This window comes from Actinomadura physcomitrii, assembly GCF_008923205.2.
GTDB lineage: Bacteria > Actinomycetota > Actinomycetes > Streptosporangiales > Streptosporangiaceae > Spirillospora > Spirillospora physcomitrii.
Map to the genome: position 1 here is coordinate 105,229 of NZ_WBMS02000008.1, position 18,986 is coordinate 124,214.

An 18,986-nucleotide genomic window follows, 5' to 3' on the forward strand; every position below is an offset into this window, starting at 1 on the left:
GGAGGGTCAGCGTGGGGTATGCCCCGCGCCCGGGGTGGCATGGCATAGTTCGGTGATCGCGAAGAGCTCGACTCAGGAGGAAACGTGTCCAGACGGACCAGGCGTTGGGCACTTAGCGCGGGCGTCGCCGCCCTTGCGCTGACCGCTTCGGCGTGCGGCGGCAGTGACGGCGCGACCGTGCAGGGCGTCAAGCTGATCAAGAAGGGCGCGCTGACGTCGTGCACCCACCTGCCCTACCCGCCGTTCCAGGTGGAGCAGGGCGGCAAGGTGGTCGGCTTCGACGTCGACATGATCGACCTCGTCGCCAAGAAGCTCGGGGTGACGCAGAAGGTCGTCGACACCCCGTTCGAGACGATGAAGACGGGCGCGGCGCTGAACGCCGGCAAGTGCGACATCGTCATGGGCGGCATGACGATCAAGCCGGACCGGGTGAAGTTCATGGACGTCAGCGAGCCGTACTTCGACGCCACGCAGTCGCTGATGGCGAAGAAGGGCAGCGGCATCGCGAGCCTGGACGACGTCAAGGCCCGGAAGCTGAAGCTCGGCTCGCAGGCCGGCACCACCGGCGAGGACTTCGTCAAGGGCAAGGGGTTCGACCCGTCGTCGTTCGACAACTCCAACGCCGAGCTGGACGGCCTGCGCACCGGCCAGGTGGACGTGATCGTGCAGGACGACCCCGTCGTGAAGGGCTGGCTGAAGGACCCGGCGAACGCCAAGTACGAGATCGTCGCGAACCTCAACACCGGCGAGCAGTACGGATTCTGGATCCGCAAGGACTACAACAAGAAACTGGTCGAGCTGACGAACCAGGCGATCGAGCAGGCCAAGCAGGACGGCACCTACAAGCGGATCTACGAGAAGTGGATCGGTCCAATGCCGGCCGCCGCCGGTAAGCCGTCGTGACCGCGGAGCAGGCGGCCGCACCGGCGCGCCCCGGCGGGCTGTCCCGCCGGAGCCGCCGGCGGCTGTCGCTCGGGGGCCAGTACGGGCTGTTCATCGTCGTCGTCGTGCTGATCGCGGCCCTCGCGAACTGGCCGCAGCTGCACACGAACTTCGCCAACTGGCAGGTCGCCAAGGGCCTGTTCCCCGACATCATCACCGTCGGGCTGCGCAACACCGCCCTCTACACGGCGGTCGGGTTCGGCATCGGGCTGGTGCTGGGCCTGGTCATCGCGCTGATGCGGCTGTCGCCCGTGCTGCCGTACCGCTGGTTCGCGACGGCCTACATCGAGATGTTCCGCGGCCTGCCGCTGCTGCTGATCTTCATCTTCGTCGGCGTCGGCGTGCCGCTGGCGTTCCCCGGCACGACCATCCCGGGCGGCGCGGTCGGGCAGGCGGGCCTCGCGCTCGGGCTGGCCGCCGCCGCGTACATGGCCGAGACGATCCGGGCCGGCATCGAGGCCGTCCCGCGCGGGCAGCTGGAGGCGGCGCGCTCGCTCGGCATGTCGCAGGGCCGCGCGATGCGGTCGATCATCATCCCGCCGCTCACCAACGAGCTGGTGCTGCTGTGCAAGGACTCCTCGCTGGTGCTGTTCCTCGGCATCACGCTGGAGCAGCGCGAGCTCACCAAGTTCGGCCGGGACCTCGCCGGCCAGCAGGGCAACACCACGCCGATCATCGTGGCGGGCATCTGCTATCTGATCATCACGATTCCGCTGAGCCTGCTGGCGAGGCGGCTGGAGGCGCGGCAGCGCAGGGAGCGGCGATGAGCGCACCGGACACGGCCGGCACCGGCCGGGCCGTCGAGATCAGCGGGCTGCGCAAGTCGTTCGGCGCGAACGAGGTGCTGCGCGGCATCGACTTCCACGTCGAGCGCGGCGAGGTGGTGTGCGTCATCGGCCCGTCCGGGTCGGGCAAGTCGACGCTGCTGCGCTGCGTGAACCTGCTGGAGGAGCCGTCCGCGGGGACGGTCCGCGTCGGCGGCGTGGAGGTCACCGATCCCGACGTCGACATCGACGCGGTGCGCCGCCGGATCGGCATGGTGTTCCAGTCGTTCAACCTGTTCCCGCACCTGACCGCGCTCGGCAACGTCACGATCGCGCAGCGCAAGGTGCTGAAGCGCGACAGGGCGGAGGCCGAGCGGATCGCTCGGGAGAACCTGGAGCGGGTCGGGCTCGCCGACAAGGTCGGCTCCTATCCGGCGCAGCTGTCCGGCGGCCAGCAGCAGCGCGTGGCGATCGCCCGCGCGCTCGCGATGGGCCCCGAGGTGATGCTGTTCGACGAGCCGACGTCCGCGCTGGACCCCGAGCTGGTCGGCGACGTGCTCGGCGTCATGCGCGGCCTCGCCGAGACCGGCATGACCATGCTCGTCGTCACCCACGAGATGTCGTTCGCGCGCGAGGTCGCCGACCGGGTCGTGTTCATGGACGGCGGCGTGGTCGTCGAGGAGGGCCCGCCGTCCCGGGTGATCGCCGATCCGGAGCACGAGCGGACCCGCGGGTTCCTGTCCCGGGTGCTCGATCCGGCGGCCGCCCGGGTGGAAGGTTCCGGTCCGTCGGATAAGTTCGGTTCAGATGGGGCGAACGCGTAACGTCGCGGTAACAGCGTCCGGGCATACTGCAGACTGGGCCGGACGAGTGCGGCCGGCACCGCGTCACCGAGGGAGAAGGCTTTGGACCGTCAGCAGGAGTTCGTGCTCCGCACGCTGGAGGAGCGCGACATCCGCTTCATTCGGCTGTGGTTCACCGACGTGCTCGGTTTCCTGAAGTCGGTGGCCGTGGCGCCCGCCGAGCTGGAGGGCGCCTTCGGCGAGGGCATCGGTTTCGACGGGTCGGCGATCGAGGGCTTCGCCCGGGTGTACGAGGCCGACATGATCGCCAAGCCGGACCCGTCCACGTTCCAGGTGCTGCCGTGGCGCTCGGAGTCGCCCGGCGTCGGCCGGATGTTCTGCGACATCCTGATGCCGGACGGCACGCCGAGCTTCGCCGACCCGCGCTACGTGCTCAAGCGGGCACTGGCCCGCGCCGCCGACCTCGGGTTCACCTTCTACACCCACCCTGAGATCGAGTTCTTCCTGCTCAACGACAAGCCGGAGGACGGCCGCGAGCCCGACCCGGCGGACTCGGGCGGCTACTTCGACCACACCCCGCACAGCGCGGCGCACGACTTCCGGCGCAACGCGATCATGATGCTGGAGGCGATGGGGATCTCGGTGGAGTTCAGCCACCACGAGGGCGCCCCCGGCCAGCAGGAGATCGACCTGCGGTACGCCGACGCCCTCACCACCGCCGACAACATCATGACGTTCCGGCTGGTGATGAAGGAGGTCGCGCTCGACCAGGGCGTGCACGCCACGTTCATGCCGAAGCCGTTCACCGACCACCCCGGCTCCGGCATGCACACCCACATGTCGCTGTTCGAGGGCGACCGCAACGCGTTCTTCGAGCCGGGCGCGGAGTTCAAGCTGTCCAAGGTCGGCCGCGCGTTCATCGCGGGCCTGCTGCGGCACTCCGCCGAGATCACCGCGGTCTGCAACCAGTGGGTCAACTCCTACAAGCGGCTGTGGGGCAACGTCGGGTCCGCGGCGGGCGCCGGGGGAGAGGCCCCGTCCTACATCTGCTGGGGCCACAACAACCGGTCGGCGCTCGTCCGGGTGCCGATGTACAAGCCGCACAAGGGCCACTCGACCCGCATCGAGTTCCGGTCGCTGGACACCGCCGCCAACCCCTACCTGGCGTTCGCGGCGATCCTCGGCGCCGGGCTCAAGGGCATCGAGGAGGGCTACGAGCTGCCGCAGGGCGCCGAGGACGACGTGTGGGCGCTCACCCCGGCCGAGCGGCGCGCGCTCGGCATCGAGCCGCTGCCGCAGAACCTGGACGAGGCCGTGCACGCGATGGAACGCAGCGAGCTGATGGCCGACGTCCTCGGCGAGCACGTGTTCGACTTCTTCCTGCGCAACAAGCGCCAGGAATGGGAGGACTACCGGCGGCAGGTGACCGAGTTCGAGCGCAAGAGGCTGCTGTCGGTGCTCTGACCGGAATACGGTTGGAACGTGAGCGAGCCCTTCACCTCCGCCGGCCGCCGTCCGTCCCTCGCCGGCCGGCTGGCGCGGCTCGGTTTCACCGACGCGGGGCGGGCCGAGCGGCTGCTGCTGGAGGCAGAGCAGGACGCCGGCGCCTGGATCGGTGACGACCTCCTCGACGCCCTCGGCGGCACCGCCGACCCCGACCTCGCGCTGCACGGGCTGCTGCGGGTGCTGGCGTCGGCGGACGAGCGCGGCCGCGGCGCGGAGCTGCGTGCCGCGCTGCGCGCCGAACCGGGCACGCGGGAGCGGATCGCCGCCGTCCTCGGGGTCAGCGACGCCCTCGGCGACCATCTCGTCCGGCATCCCGGGCACTGGCGGGTCCTGCGCGACGACGGCGCGCCCGCCGAACCGGAAGCACCGCGAGAGCCGGGCCGCCCGTCCGCGGGCGCGCTGCGCGCGGCGCTGCTGGAGGCGGTGGGCGCCGACCCGGCCGTCGAGGAGCCGGTGGCGTCCGGCGCGGGCCCGGAGACGCTCGTCGCGCTGCGCGCCGCGTACCGGGCGCGGCTGCTGTCGCTCGCGGGCCGCGACCTGATCGGCGCCGCGGACGTCGCGGAGGTCGCCGCCGAGCTGGCCGACCTCGCCGCCGCCGCGCTGGAGGCGGGCCTCGCGATCGGCCGCGCGCAGGTCGGCGGGCACGCCGCCTGCCGGCTCGCGGTGATCGGCATGGGCAAGTGCGGCGGCCGGGAGCTCAACTACGTCAGCGACGTCGACGTGATCTTCGTGGCGGAAGCGCGCGAGGGCGCGGACGAGGACGCCGCGCTGCGCACCGCGACCCGGCTGGCCTCGGCGATGATGCGGGCCTGCTCGGCCTCGACCGCGGAGGGCGCCCTCTGGGAGGTGGACGCGGCGCTGCGTCCCGAGGGCAAGGCGGGCCCGCTCGTGCGGACCCTCGCCAGCCACCGCGCCTACTACGAGCGGTGGGCCAAGACCTGGGAGTTCCAGGCGCTGCTGAAGGCCCGCCCCGTCGCGGGCGACGCGGAGCTCGGCGCCCGCTACCTGGAGGCGATCACCCCGATCGTCTGGAAGGCCGCCGAGGGCGAGAGCTTCGTCCAGGACGTCCAGGACATGCGGCGCCGCGTCGAGAAGGACCTGGACCGCCGCACCGGCGACGCCGAGCGGCAGCTGAAGCTCGGCCCGGGCGGGCTGCGCGACGTCGAGTTCGCGGTGCAGCTGCTGCAGCTCGTGCACGGCCGCGCCGACGACGCGCTGCGCGGCCCGAACACCCTGGACGCCCTCGCCGAGCTGTCGCAGGGCGGCTACGTCGGCCGCGACGACGCGGCGGCGCTGGCGTCGGCGTACCGGTTCCTGCGGCGCGTCGAGCACCTGATCCAGCTGCACCACCTGCGCCGCACCCACCTCGTCCCGGACGACGAGGCGGACCTGCGGCGGCTCGGCCGGGCCCTCGGCCTGCGCACCGACCCGGTCGGCGAGTTCACAGCGCTGTGGCGGCGGCACGCCCGCGAGGTCCGCCGCATCCACGAGAAGCTGTTCTACCGGCCGCTGCTGCGCGCCGTCGCGCGGCTCCCCGGGGAGGAGGCCCGGCTCACCCCGGAGGCCGCCCGCGCCCGGCTGGAGGCGCTCGGCTACGGCGACCCGGCGGGCGCCCTGCGGCACATCGAGGCGCTCACCTCGGGCGTGTCGCGGCGCGCCGCGATCCAGCGGACGCTGCTGCCGGTGATGCTCGGCTGGTTCGCCGACGCGCCCGACCCGGACGCCGGGCTGCTGGGGTTCCGGCAGGTCAGCGACGCGCTCGGCACCACCCCCTGGTACCTGCGGCTGCTGCGCGACGACGTCAGCGTCGCCGAGCGGATGGCGTGGGTGCTCGGGTCCAGCCGGTACGCTACCGACCTGCTGCTGCGCGCCCCCGAGGCGGTGGCGCTGCTCGGCGCCGCCGACGGGCTGGCGCCGCGCCCGCACGAGGCGCTGCGGGCCGAGATGCTCGCCGCGGCCCGCCGGCACGCCGAGGGCGGCGGGCCCGCGGAGGAGGCGGTCGCGGTCGTGCGCGGGCTGCGCCGCCGCGAGCTGTTCCGCGTGTCGGTCGCCGACCTGCTCGGCCTCGCCGACGTGGAGACGGTCGGCGCGGCCCTCACCGACATCGCCGCGATCACGATCGAGGCCGCGCTGCGGGCCGCCGTCAACAAGATCGAGATGGAGGCGCGGGAGCCGCTGCCGACCCGGGTGGCGGTGGTCGCGATGGGCCGGTTCGGCGGCCACGAGCTCGGCTACGGCAGCGACTCCGACGTGATGTTCGTGCACGACCCGTGTCCCGGCGCGGACGAGCGGGCCGCGGGCCGCGCCGCGCACGCCGTCGCCGAGGAGCTGCGCCGGCTGCTGGCGCTGCCCGCCCCCGACCCGCCGCTGGAGATCGACCCGAACCTGCGCCCGGAGGGCCGGCAGGGGCCGCTCGTCCGCACGCTCGCCTCGTACGCGGCGTACTACCGGCGCTGGTCGCAGCCGTGGGAGGCGCAGGCGCTGCTGCGCGCCGACCCGGTCATCGGCGACCCGGGGCTGTGCGAGCGGTTCCGCGCGCTGATCGACCCGATCCGCTGGCCGGAGGAGGGCGTCGGCGACGACGCGCTGCGGCAGATCAGGCGGCTGAAGGCGCGGATGGAGTCCGAGCGGCTGCCGCGCGGCGTGGACCGCCGGCTGCACATCAAGCTCGGCCCGGGCGGCCTGTCGGACGTGGAGTGGGTCGCGCAGCTGCTGCAGATGCGGCACGCGCACGACGTCCCGGCGCTGCGCACCACCCGGACCCTCGCGGCGCTGGAGGCGGCGGCGGAGGCCGGGCTGCTCGACCGCGAGGACGCGGTGGTGCTGGCGGACGCGTGGTGCCTGGCGACGCGGATCCGCGGCTCGCTCATGCTGGTGCGGGGCCGGGCGTCGGACCTGCTGCCGACCGACCACCACCGGGAGCGCACCGCCGTCAGCCGCGTCCTCGGCTACCCGGGGACGGGGGACCTGCTGGAGGACTACCGCCGGCACGCCCGCCGCGCCCGCGCCGTGGTGGACCGGGTGTTCTACGGGGGGGACTGACCGGCGACTGGAGCGGAGCGGAGGTCGACGGTCAGTCGGCTTTTGCCGGGGGTGTGGGGGGTCGTCCCCCCACAGAGATACTGAGGCCGGGTCAGCAGCGGGAGCCGGCGGCGGAGTCGGCGCGGCGGGCGGTGCCGCCGTGCGGGTGCCGGATCCGCTGGACGGCCCGGTCCCGCAGGTCGATGACGGGCTGCGGGCAGCGGGTGTAGAGCAGCCAGGCGACCCCGAGTGATCCGCCGATCAGCGCCATCCCGACCACGGCGTCCAGCACGTAGTGGTTGGCGGTCGACAGGATCACGAACACGGTGGTGGCCGGGTAGATCACCCCGAGGACCTTCGCCCAGCGCTGCGAGACGAACTTGACCAGCACGAACCCGCACCACAGCGCCCAGCCGGCGTGCATCGACGGCATCGCGGCGTACTGGTTGGTGAGGCTGCCGGACGCGTCGCTGGAGTACAGCCCGAAGGAGTGCAGCGCGGTGACCGGGTCGACGAACCCGGCGCTGTGCAGGAACCGCGGCGGCGCGAGGGGGTAGAGCCAGAAGCCGATCAGCGCGAGCGCGGTGGCCGCCATGATCCCGGTGCGCAGCCAGCGGTACTCCCGCGGCCGGTACCGGTACAGCCAGACGACGACCAGCGCCGTCAGGATGAAGTGCATGGTGGCGTAGAACATGTTGGCGGTGCGGGCCAGCCACGGCGCGTTGATCAGCGTCTTGTTCAGGCCCAGTTCCACGTCCAGGTCCAGCAGCTTCTCCGCATGCAGGATCTGGTGGGCGTGCGTGAACGCCGGGCCGGTGCCGTCCTGAACCAGGACGATGCGCGTGAGCGTATAGCCCGTGTAGAAGAGCACGAGCAGGAGCAGCTCGCGCCACACCGGAGGCGCCGTGAGCACCCGGGGCCGCTTCGTCGCGGCGCTGCTTCGCGGCTCACCACGGCCGGTACCGGACCGGCCTCGGTGCGCTGCCTGGGGGGCGGAATGAGCCATGTTACCTATCTTTGCCTCGCGGCCCCCTTTTGAGATCACCGCCGCGAATGGTCTTCGTCTCAGACCTGAGTAGTACGACCCTGACGCGGCATCCGGACTTTCGGGGGAGGGGCCCCGGGGCGCCGGGGTCCTGCCTCCGTTCGGAGCCTGTGAACTTGATCAGGAGTCAGCATAGGAGGCCATGGGTAGATCACGTTCGGCCCCCCACGAACGAGCAGGGGGACGAATGGCCTTGATCGGGTCCATACCCGGCATCGCGACCGCAAGCACCGCCACGCTGGCCGCATTCGGACTGATCTCGTGCTCCGGGTGGGCGGACCGCGCGGGCCGGGCGGCGGCCGTCCGCACCGCCGCGGCCGTGGACCGCACCGTCTCGAAGCCGCAGTGGAAGCGCTGCGCCGGCCTGCCGGCCCCCGACCCCGGCGTCTCGCAGTCCCGCTACCGGTGCGCGACCCTGACGGTTCCGCTGGACTACGCCGCCCCCTCCGCGGGGACGATCGGCATCGCGCTGGTGAAGATCCCGGCGACGGGCCCGGGCCGCCGGCTCGGGTCGCTGCTGTTCAACTTCGGCGGGCCCGGCGGCGACGGCGTCGGCACCCTCGCGCGGGCCGCGGCCGAGTACACCGCCCTCAACGCCCGCTACGACCTGATCGGCTTCGACCCGCGCGGCGTCGGCCGCAGCTCCCCGGTCACCTGCGTGAACGACCGGACCATGGACCAGATCACCGCCGAGGACGACACGCCCGACACCGCCGCGGAGGAGACCGCCCACCTCGCCCGCCGCGCGTCCTACGCGAAGGCGTGCCAGGCCGCGTCGGGGAGGCTGCTGCCCCACGTCGGGACGCTCAGCGCCGCCCGCGACGTGGACGCGATCCGCGCCGCCGTCGGCGATCCGAAGCTGAACTACTTCGGGGTCTCCTACGGCACGTGGCTCGGCGGCAACTACGCCCACCAGTTCCCCGGCAACGTCGGCCGCGCCGTGCTGGACGGGGCCGTCGACACGCGGCTGACCAGCGCGGACCTCGCCCTGCAGCAGGCCGCCGGGTTCCAGCGCGCCCTGGTCGGCTTCGGTGCGGCGTGCGCCCGGCTCGGCGCGAAGGCGTGCCCGCTCGGCGGCGACGGCGAGTCCGTCGCGGCGGCCACCGGCAAGATCCTCGCCGGCCTCGACCGCAAGCCGCTCAAGACGTCCGGGGGCCGCAGGCTCACCCAGAGCCTCGGCGACACGGGCGCCGCCGCGGGCCTCTACAGCAAGCAGGCCTGGCCCTACCTCGCGCAGGGCCTCGTCGACGCGGTCAAGCGCCATGACGGGACGCTCCTGCTGATGCTCGCCGACCTGCAGAACGGCCGCCGCGGCGACGGCTCCTACGCCAACCTGACGGCCGCGAACACCGCGATCACCTGCGCGGACGGCACCGACCGCTACACCCTCGCGGACGTCCGCCGGCTGATGCCGGAGTTCCGCAAGGCCTCGCCGGTGTTCGGTCCGTCGATGGCGTGGGGGCTGCTGCAGTGCACGGGCTGGCCGGTGAAGGGCGACGACGCGGCCCGGGAGGTGTCGGCGCCGTCCGCCGCGCCGATCCTGGTCGTCGGCAACACCGGCGACCCCGCCACCCCGTACGCGTGGGCGTCCGCGCTGGTGAAGTCGCTCGGCGGCCGCGCCGCGCTCCTCACCCTCAAGGGGGAGGGGCACGGCGCGTACGACTCCGGCGACGCCTGCGTCCGCCGCGTCGTGGACTCCTACCTGCTGGACGGGCTGCTCCCGGCGGACGGCGCGACGTGCGACTGACCCGGCGCCCGCGGGCGCGGCGTCAGACGATCTGCTCGACCTTCATCGGCTCCTTCAGCGCGTTCCCGACGGTGCAGTACCGCTCGTGGACGCGCTTGGCCACCGCCTTCAGGACGTCCTCGGCCTTCTCGTCGCCTTCGGGCAGCTCGACGTCGTAGGTGACCGTGATCGTGCCGAGCTTGCTCGTCTCGACCTTGTCGGCCTGGACGGTCGCGGCGAGCCGCGCCATCCGGTGCCCGCGCTGCGCCGTCAGCGGCTCCACCGTCACCAGCTCGCAGCCGCCGAGCGCCGCCACCAGCAGCTCGACCGGCGTGAACACGCCCTCGGTGTCCCCGTCCCCGATGGCGACGCGGGCGCCCCGCCCGTTGACGGCCTGGAAGCCGTCCTCGGTGCGCTCCACCCTGACCTCGGCCATGTCATCCCCTCCGATCCTCGGCGGCCCGTACCGGGCCCGCCTGCCCGAACACGCCGGACACGATGCTTCTTCCCGCTCTCACGGCGCCGCGTCCTCCTCGCGCCGCGCCGTGCCGAGCCGTTCCTGCTCCTCCTGGACGATCCGCCGCGCCAGGGCCTGCTCGGAGACGTCCACCGCGTCCGGCGTGCGCGCGAGCGGCGTCAGGCGCAGTCGGCCGTCCGTGACGTCCTTCAACCGCGCGACCGGGATCTCTGCCAACTGCTCGCGCGCCGCCTCAGCGCGCAGCGGGGCCAGCGCCCCGTGCACGTCCGCGACCGCGCGGCGATGATCAGCGATGAGGGCATGGGCGGCGTCCAGCAGAACGCGACCGTTCCGCAGGACCTCCTTGGGCTCGCCCGCCATCCGCCCGCCGCTCCCTCCGCCGCGATCTCCCGGCTCATGATGCCAGCGCCGCGCCCCCGCACCACCCGCGCAGCGCCCGATCCGTCCAGAAAGCTCCCCGCACCCACCACCAGGACTTCGTCCTCGCCCCCGCCCACGGAGCCTAACCTGAAGGAACACCCCTCGAAAGGCGGCGGCCCGATGCCCACGAGGATGTTCCGGGGCCCCGGGCATCCCGCGCTCGGCGCCGTCCGCGACGCGATCAACGCCGTCGCCGTCTCGCTGACCGACCCGCCCCCACCGCTCGCCCACCTCCAGTCCAGGCTGGACGCGGCGTGGCGCGCCCGGCACGCCGCGCCCGACCACCGCACCGTGCTCGGCGCGCTGCTGCCGGACCTGATCAGGGACGCCAAGCGCGCCGTCCGCGCGTACGAGGGCGCGCAGCGGCGCCGCGCCCTCTCGCTGCTCGCGCAGGTCTACAACCTGCATCGGCGGGCTGGCGGGCTTCCCGCTCTCGGGCATGTACGCCGCGAGCAAGTTCGCGCTCGAGGGCATGAGCGAGGCCCTCGCGCAGGAGGCCGCCGGGTTCGGGGTCAAGGTCAGCATCCTCCAGCCGGGCGGCTACTGGACCGACCTGTACACCGCCATGCACAGCACGACGCCGATCGAGGCGTACGCGCCGCTGCGCGCCGATCTGGAGCGCATGTTCGCCGAGAGCTCGGCGGACAGCGAGCTCCGGCTGGCCGCGGAAGCGCTGCTCAAGCTGGTGGACAGCGACGACCCGCCGCTGCGCCTGCTCCTCGGGAGCATGGTCTACGACCTGGCCTTCGACATCTCGCGCAGGCGCATGGACACCTGGGCCGCCTGGGAGGAGACCAGCCGCGCCGCCGAGCACGCCGTCCCGATGCCCGCGCTTGAAGACGCGACGGCCTGAGCGGTCACGCGGACGCGCCGCGTCCTTCGCCTCGTGACCCGAGGTGATCAGGACGGGTAGGGCTCGGTCAAGGTCATCGGGGTGTTCGCGATGTCCAGTGCCTGCTGGGGGAAGCGGGGGCCGGACGTGTAGTAGCGGGCGCGGGTGCGTCCGACGGGTGCCAGGATCTCGGCGGTGACGAGGTCGCGCAGGTCGCGCTGCGCCTGCTGGACGCTGAGACCTTCGGCGTGCTCGTAGCGGAGGCGGCGTACGCGTCCGGCCATGGCCACGTCGTGCAGCGCTGAAACGGTCCGTTCGTCCAGGCCGGCCCGGTCCGCGAACCCGGCCAGCGTGTTCCAGACACGTCCGGCCCGGTCGAGCCGGCCCTGTACGGTCTGCGCCTGCTGGTGGTACGCGGTGAGGTTGAAGCGCACCCATTCCGACACGTCCTGTGCCGGCAGGTAGCGCGCACCGCGGCGGGCCAGCGCCCGGTAGTACTCCCAGGTGTTGCCCGGGCGTCCGAGCCAGGCCTCGATGGACGAGAACTCCGGGGCCAGCACGCCTTCCCGGGCGATCATCAGCGTCTGCAGTGAGCGGGACATGCGTCCGTTGCCGTCCGGCCATGGATGCACGGACACGAGATGCAGATGGGCCATGGCTGCCCGGACCAGCGGGTGGGTGCCGTCCCGGGTGTTGAGCCAGTCGACCAGTTCGTCCATGAGCCCCGGGACTTCGCCGGCGTCCGGCGCGGTGTAGACGGCGATGCTGGGATCGCGCGCATCCCTCACGTAGACGGGTCCCCGGCGCCATTGGCCGGCCGGCTTGCGCGCAGTGTGGCGATGCCCCTGGAGCATCCAGTGCAGGGCGTTGAGGAAGCCCTTGCCGAAGGCGAAGTCCTCGACGTCGTGGAGCGTCTGGATGTAGGTCATCATCCGCTGGTAGGCGAGGGTCTCCTCGCGGTTCTCGTCAGAGACGTCGACGTCGCGCTCGCCTTCCATCAGGTCCGCGACGTCAGCCGTCGCGACTTTGAATCCTTCGATGGAGTTGGAGGCCGCCACCGCATCGGCGGTGAGGAACTTCCGCAAACCCGCCGTCCACTTCGAGGATGTGGTGCGCACCTGGTGTCGCAGGGCCTCGCGCATCCGCTCGATCTCGGCAAGGACGCGCTGGTCCTCTGCGGTAAGGGCCGGCGTGGGATACAGCATGTCGTCACAATATGATGACGCAATCATTAAATCAAAACACCACGGAAAGACGCTCGCGCCGGCCCTGGCGGACGTGCGCGGGCTGTTCCTGCTGCCCGGCTACGAGGGCATGGCCGAGCTGCTCGCCGAGGCGGGACGCGCCGGGGTCGAGCACGTCGTGCTGCTGTCCGGGTCGTCGGCCGAGTCGGGCGACATGACCAACGCCGTCACCCGTTACATGATCGAGTCGGAGGATGCGGTCCGCGCCTCGGGACTCGCCTGGACGATCGTGCGGCCGAGCGGGTTCATGTCCAACACGTTCGAGTGGACCCGCAGCTCAAGGCCGGGGACGCGGTCCGCGCGCCGTTCGCCGGGGTGCCGATCGCGGTGATCGACCCGGCCGACATCGGCGCCGTCGCGGCCGCCGCGCTGCTCCGGGACGACCAGCGGGGCCGCGTGCTCCGCGTCACCGGCCCGGAGCCGCTGCGGCCCGCCGACCGGCTGCGCATCCTCGCCGGCGTGCTGGGCCGCGACCTGCGGCTGGACGCCCAGCCGGACGACGAGGCCCGCGCCGAGATGCTCCAGAACATGCCCGAGAAGTACGTCGACGCGTTCTTCGACTTCTACGTGGCCGGTTCGCTGGACGAATCGGTCGTCACCACCACCGTCCGCGACGTGACGGGCCGCCCGCCCCGGACCTTCGAGCAGTGGGCCGCCGCGCACGCCGCGTCCTTCGCCTGGCACCGAGGAAGCCGATCATGCTGAAGAAACTCGCCCTTCCCCTCGCCGCCGCCGCGATCCTCGGGCTGACCGGGGCCGCCACTGTACTTCACCCCGCCCGGCCAGCGCGAACGCCTGGTCGACCGCGTCGTCTACACCCGCCGGATCGGCTGACCCCGCGAACGCGGACGGCCCGCGAGGCGTCCTCGCGGGCCGTCCGGAACGACGGTCACACGTCGTAGTAGATCTCGAACTCGTGGGGGTGGGGGCGCAGCCGGATCGGGTCGATCTCGAACTCGTGCTTCATCGTGACGTAGGTCTCGATGAGGTCCGGGGTGAAGACACCGCCCTCCAGCAGGTAGTCGTGGTCGGCCTCCAGAGCCTCCAGCACGGCCGGCAGCGAGCCGGGGACCTGCGGGATCGCCCGGGCCTCCTCGGGCGGCAGCTCGTAGAGGTCCTTGTCGATCGGCTCCGGCGGCTCGATCTTGTTCTTGATGCCGTCCAGGCCCGCCATCAGCATCGCCGAGAAGGCGAGGTAGGGGTTGCAGGACGGGTCCGGCACGCGGAACTCGATCCGCTTGGCCTTCGGGTTCGAGCCGGTGATCGGGACGCGGATGCACGCCGACCGGTTGCGCTGCGAGTAGACGAGGTTGACCGGCGCCTCGAAGCCCGGGACGAGCCGGTGGTAGCTGTTCACCGTCGGGTTCGTGAAGGCCAGCAGGGACGGAGCGTGCCGGAGCAGGCCGCCGATGTAGTGCCGGGCGACGTCCGACAGGCCCGCGTAGCCGACCTCGTCGTAGAACAGCGGCGAGCCGTCCTTCCAGAGCGACTGGTGGACGTGCATGCCGGAGCCGTTGTCACCGAAGATCGGCTTCGGCATGAACGTGACGGTCTTGCCCGCCTTCCGCGCGACGCTCTTGACGATGTACTTGTACAGCAGCAGGTTGTCGGCGGTCTTCAGCAGCGTGTCGAACCGGAAGTCGATCTCCGCCTGGCCGGCGGTGCCGACCTCGTGGTGCTGCATCTCGACGGCGATGCCGGAGTCGATGAGCTGCGCGACCATCTCCGAGCGCAGGTCGGTGTAGTGGTCCATCGGCGGGACGGGGAAGTAGCCGCCCTTGTAGGGGGGCTTGGCGCCGAGGTTGCCGCCGTCCTCCTCGCGTCCGGTGTTCCAGGCGCCCTCGACCGAGTCGAGGTAGTAGTAGCCGGCGTTCTGCTTCGTCTCGAAGCGGACGTCGTCGAAGATGTAGAACTCGGCCTCGGGACCGCAGTAGATCGTGTCGGCGATGCCCGTGCCGCGCAGGTAGTCCTGGGCCTTCCGGGCGATGTTGCGCGGGTCGCGGCTGTACGGCTCGCCCGTGAGCGGGTCGTGCACGAAGAAGTTCAGGATGAGGGTCTTGTGCTGGCGGAACGGGTCCACCACGGCGGTGGCGGGGTCGGGCAGCAGGAGCATGTCCGACTCGTGGATCTCCTGGAACCCGCGCACCGACGAGCCGTCGAACATCAGCCCCTCGGTGAAGACGCTCTCGCCGAAGTTCTCGACGGGGAACGTGAAGTGCTGCATCTTGCCCGGCAGGTCCACGAACCGGCAGTCGACGAACCGAACACCTTCGTCCCTGAGATAGCTCAGGACCTCTTCGGCGCTGCTGAACATCCAGCCTCCTTGGTGCGCTCTTGGGCATCTCGCAGGCTACGGCCGGGCCGTTTCCCGGCCGTGTCCCATATGTTTCGGCTGTGTTACGCGGGTCACCGGGCGTCCTGCTCCGAGGTGGTTCCTCCCCCGGGGGAGCCGGGTCGGAACCCGCCGGGGGAGCGGATAGCGTAGAGGCCATGAGCGGTGGTAAAGAGCAGCAGGCCGCACGGCCCCGCTGGACGCAGACGTGGCTCGGCGGCGCGCGCGCGGCGGGTGCCGACCTCGGCCGTCCAGGCGAGCGCCTGGGGCTCCCGGAGAGCGGGAGCGGCGCCGTCGCGTCCTACGGCCGCCGGCTGCTCGCGCTGTTCATCGACTGGGCGCTGTCGACGCTGGTCGCGAGCGGGCTCGCGAGCGCCCTCGACTGGTCGGCGCCGCAGCGCAGCCTGTGGACGCTGGTGATCTTCGGGGTGCAGGCGTGGCTGCTCACCGCGACGATCGGCACCACGATCGGCAAGCGGCTGTGCGGCATCCGGGTCGTGCGGCTGGACGGCCGCCCCGTCGGGTTCATCATGGGGTTCGCGCGGTCGCTGCTGCTGGTCCTCGTCGTGCCCGCGCTGATCTGGGACCGCGACTACCGCGGCATGCACGACCGCGCGTCCGGCACCGCCGTCGTGAATATGTGAAAGCGCCCCCGAAGGGGCGCTTCATCTCGGTACGGTCACCGCATCTTGGGCTTGGGACCCTTCGGCATCTTCGCGCCCTTCGGGATCGGGCCCTTCGGCATCTGCATCGACCGCGGCAGCGCCTGGAGCCGGTCGTTCAGCTCCGCGACCTGCGCCTTGGTGAGGTTGCGGGGCAGCTTCATCAGGTGCCGCTGCAGCTTGCCGACGTCGATCTGCTCGTCGTCGTCACCGACCTGCACGTCGTAGATCGGCACCTGCTGCGCGGCGCGGGAGATCCGCTTCTTCTCCGCGCCCAGCAGCTGCCCGACCCGGTTGCGCGGGCCCTCGGAGACGAGGATGACGCCGGGACGGCCCACCACGCGGTGCACCATGTCGAGGTTGCGGTTGCCGCTGACCGCCTCGGTGACCGTCCAGTCGCCGCGCATGTTCTTCAGCACCGCGGCGGCGGCGCCGGGCTGCCCGGCGATCACCTTGTACTGCGCGCGCTGCGCCAGCTGACCGAAGACGATCATGCCGACGGCCGCGCCGGCCAGGATGCCCAGCGGGACGAAGAACCACAGCCAGCCGATCACCAGCCCGATCACGATGACGACGATCAGGGTGCCGAGCGCCGACGCGGCGACGATCGGAAGGGCCTTCGGGTCGGCCTGGCGGAGCACCTGGGCGACCATGCGGATCTGCTTGAGGCGGCCCGGACGCTCCTGGCTCCCGTCCGCGGGCGTTTTCGACATGAACCCAAGGATAGTCGGCCGGGACCCCGGTCCCGACACCGTCCTCGCGCAGCGAAACGCAGGCGAGGACGGCCGGGACCGCCGAAATCAGCCCCGGCGGGCCTCGACGGCCTGCTTGTAGAGGCGTCCGGCGCGGTAGCTGGAGCGGACGAGCGGACCCGACATGACGCCCGCGAAGCCGATCTCCTCGGCCTCGGCGTTCAGCTCGACGAACTCCTCGGGCTTCACCCACCGCTCCACCGGGTGGTGGCGGGGGCTCGGCCGCAGGTACTGGGTGATGGTGACCAGCTCGCAGCCCGCCTCGTGCAGGTCGCGCAGTGCCGCGGAGACCTCCTCGCGGGTCTCGCCCATGCCGAGGATCAGGTTCGACTTGGTGACCAGGCCGTCCTGCCGGGCCTTGGTGATCACCTCGAGGGAGCGCTCGTAGCGGAACCCGGGCCGGATCCGCTTGAAGATCCGCGGGACGGTCTCGACGTTGTGCGCGAGCACCTCGGGACGGGCGGAGAAGACCTCGGCGAGCTGCTCGGGGACGGCGTTGAAGTCGGGGATCAGCAGCTCGACGCCGCAGCCGGGGACGGCGGCGTGGATCCGCCGGACCGTCTCGGCGTACAGCCAGGCGCCGCCGTCCGCCAGGTCGTCGCGGGCGACGCCGGTGACGGTGGCGTACTTCAGGCCCATCGCCGCCACGGACTCGGCGACGCGGCAGGGCTCGTCCCGGTCGAACGCGGCGGGCTTGCCGGTGTCGATCTGGCAGAAGTCGCAGCGCCGGGTGCACTGGTCGCCGCCGATGAGGAAGGTGGCCTCGCGGTCCTCCCAGCATTCGAAGATGTTGGGGCAGCCCGCCTCCTGGCACACCGTGTGCAGGCCTTCGGACTTCACCAGCCCGATGAGCTCCTTGTACTGCGGGCCCATTTTCAGCCGCGTCTTGATCCACTCGGGCTTGCGCTCGATCGGGGTCTGGCTGTTGCGGGCCTCTATGCGCAGGAGCTTGCGCCCCTCGGGTGTCACCGTCGTCACCCGTTCAGGGTACGTCGCGATCTGCGCACCGGCACATCGCGGCCTGGCCGCCCCCGGGTTAACGCACCCGTATCGGACCGATCTCGAACGTGTGACGTTACCCCGCTCACACCGTCGATTCGCGTGTTTCGGTCCATGGCCGCCGGCGGTTCTCTCTAGGGTGACTCCCTGTCGTCACGCAACAGCGTTCGCATGGAGGACCGCAGTGGGTCTGGCAATGTCGTACCTCAGGGTGCCGCCGGTGCTGGAGGGTGAGCCGGATCCCGCCCGGGTCGCCCGCCGCGTGTTCGGCGAGCCGGACTGGCGGCGCCGCGTGCCGGTCGCGCCGCTGGACGTCGGCGGGGCGTGGCAGGCGCTGCACTACCTGGTGACCGGCGACCCGTGGGAGGGGCGCCAGCCGGAGGCCGACGTGGTGTGCGGCGGCCGGCTGCTCACCGAGGACGGCGCCGACGAGCTCGGCATGGACGTGATCTACCTGGCGCCGGACCGGGTGAAGCCCGCCGCCGACCATCTGGCCGCCACGCCGTTCGGCGGCGTCGCGGGCCGCTTCGAGCCGGCGGTGATGGTGCAGGCCGGCGTGCAGGACGCGGGCCGGATGGACGCCGCGGCCCGCGACCGCGTCCTGAAGCCCGCCTACGAGGCGCTGGTCGCGTTCTACCGGGACGCGGCGGACGAGGGCCACGCCGTCTTCAAGGTGATGTTCCCCGACCACTGACCGCCGCGCGGGCCGCGCGCAGGCGGTGCTCAGGCGCCGAGGGCGGCGAGCTGGGCCGTCGTGCGGTGCAGGGTCTCCCGCGCGCCGAGCGCCTCGGCGAGTTGGCGCTCCACCAGCGGGGTGACCTCGGCGACCGGGACGTCCCGGCCGACCTCGCGGCTGAGGTTCGTGGACCCGGCGTCCCGGATCCCGCACGGCACGATCTTGTCGAACCAGCCCATGTCGTTGTCGCAGTTCAGCATGAACCCGTGCATGGCCACGCCGCGCGCCACCCGGATCCCGATCGAGCCGATCTTGCGGTCGGGCGTCCCGGGCACCCACAGCCCGCTGCGGCCCTCGACGGTGGTGGTCTCCAGGCCGAACTCGGCGCAGACCGCCATCATCATCCGCTCCAGCAGCCGCACGTAGGAGACCACGTCCGACGGGTCGGGCAGCCGCACGATCGGGTAGCCGGTCAGCTGCCCCGGGCCGTGCCAGGTGATCTTGCCGCCGCGGTCGACGTCCACGACCGGGGCGCCGGGGTCGCCGAACGGCCGGTCGAGATCCCCGGTGCGCTTGCCCGCGGTGTACACCGGCTGGTGCTCCATCAGTAGCACGGTGTCGGGGATCACCTCGTCGGCGCGCAGCGCGTGCGTGCGCTTCTGCAGGTCCCAGCCGTCCAGGTAGGGGACGGCCGCGGTCCCGAAGCCCGCGTGGACGATCACCAGCCGGCCGGTCGCCGGCGCCTTGCCGGGGGGCGTCTCGGGTGCGGCCCCCCGCACGTCCA

The 18,986-nt window shown here is 72.1% G+C and carries 19 protein-coding genes; 11 read left to right on the forward strand and 8 right to left on the reverse strand.

The genetic code is table 11. The features are described from left to right. Positions 1–84 precede the first annotated feature (84 nt). The 5 genes from F8568_RS12315 to F8568_RS12335 all read left to right on the forward strand — a co-directional run bounded on the left by F8568_RS12315 (position 85) and on the right by F8568_RS12335 (position 7,057). Complete coding sequence (locus tag F8568_RS12315) at positions 85–903, forward strand: transporter substrate-binding domain-containing protein (protein WP_151593667.1); 819 nt, start codon at positions 85–87, stop codon at positions 901–903. Next, the gene (locus F8568_RS12320) at positions 900–1,709 is read left to right on the forward strand and encodes an amino acid ABC transporter permease (RefSeq protein ID WP_151593668.1); all 810 of its coding nucleotides are present in this window, start codon (positions 900–902) and stop codon (positions 1,707–1,709) included. Before F8568_RS12315 ends, F8568_RS12320 begins: the two co-directional genes overlap by 4 nt. Next, positions 1,706–2,530 (forward strand): amino acid ABC transporter ATP-binding protein, encoded by an 825-nt coding sequence (locus F8568_RS12325; RefSeq protein ID WP_151593669.1) that lies wholly within the window; start codon positions 1,706–1,708, stop codon positions 2,528–2,530. Before F8568_RS12320 ends, F8568_RS12325 begins: the two co-directional genes overlap by 4 nt. 81 nt (positions 2,531–2,611) lie before the next feature. Further along, positions 2,612–3,973, forward strand: coding sequence for a glutamine synthetase family protein (locus F8568_RS12330; protein WP_151593670.1), 1,362 nt, complete (start codon positions 2,612–2,614; stop codon positions 3,971–3,973). 18 nt (positions 3,974–3,991) lie between these two features. After that, the gene (locus F8568_RS12335) at positions 3,992–7,057 is read left to right on the forward strand and encodes a bifunctional [glutamine synthetase] adenylyltransferase/[glutamine synthetase]-adenylyl-L-tyrosine phosphorylase (RefSeq protein WP_151593671.1); all 3,066 of its coding nucleotides are present in this window, start codon (positions 3,992–3,994) and stop codon (positions 7,055–7,057) included. Positions 7,058–7,148: 91 nt separating this feature from the next. On the opposite strand, the gene F8568_RS12340 is transcribed toward F8568_RS12335, so the two are convergent. After that, entirely contained in the window at positions 7,149–7,949 is an 801-nt protein-coding gene (locus F8568_RS12340; protein WP_328600837.1) for a phosphatase PAP2 family protein, read from the reverse strand. 319 nt (positions 7,950–8,268) lie between these two features. Here F8568_RS12340 and F8568_RS12345 point away from each other — a divergent pair, with 319 nt between their 5' ends. Beyond that, entirely contained in the window at positions 8,269–9,828 is a 1,560-nt protein-coding gene (locus F8568_RS12345; RefSeq protein ID WP_160573598.1) for an alpha/beta hydrolase, read from the forward strand. 22 nt (positions 9,829–9,850) lie between these two features. On the opposite strand, the gene F8568_RS12350 is transcribed toward F8568_RS12345, so the two are convergent. Further along, entirely contained in the window at positions 9,851–10,243 is a 393-nt protein-coding gene (locus tag F8568_RS12350) for an OsmC family protein (protein ID WP_151593673.1), read from the reverse strand. Positions 10,244–10,321: 78 nt separating this feature from the next. Continuing rightward, positions 10,322–10,645, reverse strand: coding sequence for a hypothetical protein (locus tag F8568_RS12355; protein ID WP_160573599.1), 324 nt, complete (start codon positions 10,643–10,645; stop codon positions 10,322–10,324). Positions 10,646–11,144: 499 nt separating this feature from the next. Here F8568_RS12355 and F8568_RS12360 point away from each other — a divergent pair, with 499 nt between their 5' ends. After that, on the forward strand, positions 11,145–11,558 hold the full coding sequence (locus F8568_RS12360) for an SDR family NAD(P)-dependent oxidoreductase (protein WP_236008681.1): 414 nt from the start codon (positions 11,145–11,147) through the stop codon (positions 11,556–11,558). A 47-nt stretch (positions 11,559–11,605) separates the two neighbouring features. On the opposite strand, the gene F8568_RS12365 is transcribed toward F8568_RS12360, so the two are convergent. Further along, positions 11,606–12,742 (reverse strand): Fic family protein, encoded by a 1,137-nt coding sequence (locus tag F8568_RS12365; protein ID WP_151593675.1) that lies wholly within the window; start codon positions 12,740–12,742, stop codon positions 11,606–11,608. On the opposite strand from F8568_RS12365, the gene F8568_RS12370 reads away from it, so the two are divergent. After that, the gene (locus tag F8568_RS12370) at positions 12,741–13,112 is read left to right on the forward strand and encodes an SDR family oxidoreductase (RefSeq protein ID WP_151593676.1); all 372 of its coding nucleotides are present in this window, start codon (positions 12,741–12,743) and stop codon (positions 13,110–13,112) included. The two genes, F8568_RS12365 and F8568_RS12370, sit on opposite strands and share 2 nt — an antisense overlap. After that, positions 13,046–13,486, forward strand: a complete 441-nt coding sequence (locus F8568_RS12375) for a Rossmann-fold NAD(P)-binding domain-containing protein (protein ID WP_151593677.1) — start codon at positions 13,046–13,048, stop codon at positions 13,484–13,486. The genes F8568_RS12370 and F8568_RS12375 overlap by 67 nt, the downstream gene beginning before the upstream one ends. Positions 13,487–13,670: 184 nt before the next feature. Here the strand turns inward: F8568_RS12375 and glnA are convergent, their stop codons facing one another. Beyond that, positions 13,671–15,095, reverse strand: coding sequence for a type I glutamate--ammonia ligase (gene glnA / locus F8568_RS12380; protein ID WP_151593678.1), 1,425 nt, complete (start codon positions 15,093–15,095; stop codon positions 13,671–13,673). 176 nt (positions 15,096–15,271) lie between these two features. Between glnA and F8568_RS12385 the strand changes: the two genes are divergently transcribed. Beyond that, positions 15,272–15,757, forward strand: a complete 486-nt coding sequence (locus F8568_RS12385) for an RDD family protein (RefSeq protein WP_151593679.1) — start codon at positions 15,272–15,274, stop codon at positions 15,755–15,757. Between the two features lie 35 nt (positions 15,758–15,792). Here F8568_RS12385 and F8568_RS12390 read toward each other — a convergent pair whose 3' ends face one another. Together F8568_RS12390 and lipA are read right to left on the reverse strand one after the other, a co-directional pair. After that, complete coding sequence (locus tag F8568_RS12390; RefSeq protein WP_151593680.1) at positions 15,793–16,488, reverse strand: DUF4191 domain-containing protein; 696 nt, start codon at positions 16,486–16,488, stop codon at positions 15,793–15,795. A gap of 87 nt (positions 16,489–16,575) precedes the next feature. Further along, positions 16,576–17,505: a lipoyl synthase gene (lipA, locus tag F8568_RS12395; RefSeq protein WP_151593681.1), complete on the reverse strand. Its 930-nt coding sequence runs from the start codon at positions 17,503–17,505 to the stop codon at positions 16,576–16,578. A gap of 205 nt (positions 17,506–17,710) precedes the next feature. On the opposite strand from lipA, the gene F8568_RS12400 reads away from it, so the two are divergent. Continuing rightward, positions 17,711–18,220 carry a YfbM family protein gene (locus F8568_RS12400; protein WP_151593682.1) on the forward strand — a complete coding sequence of 170 codons (510 nt, stop codon included), beginning with the start codon at positions 17,711–17,713 and terminating at the stop codon, positions 18,218–18,220. Between the two features lie 29 nt (positions 18,221–18,249). On the opposite strand, the gene lipB is transcribed toward F8568_RS12400, so the two are convergent. Continuing rightward, entirely contained in the window at positions 18,250–18,981 is a 732-nt protein-coding gene (lipB, locus tag F8568_RS12405; protein WP_407924468.1) for a lipoyl(octanoyl) transferase LipB, read from the reverse strand. Positions 18,982–18,986: the final 5 nt, after the last annotated feature.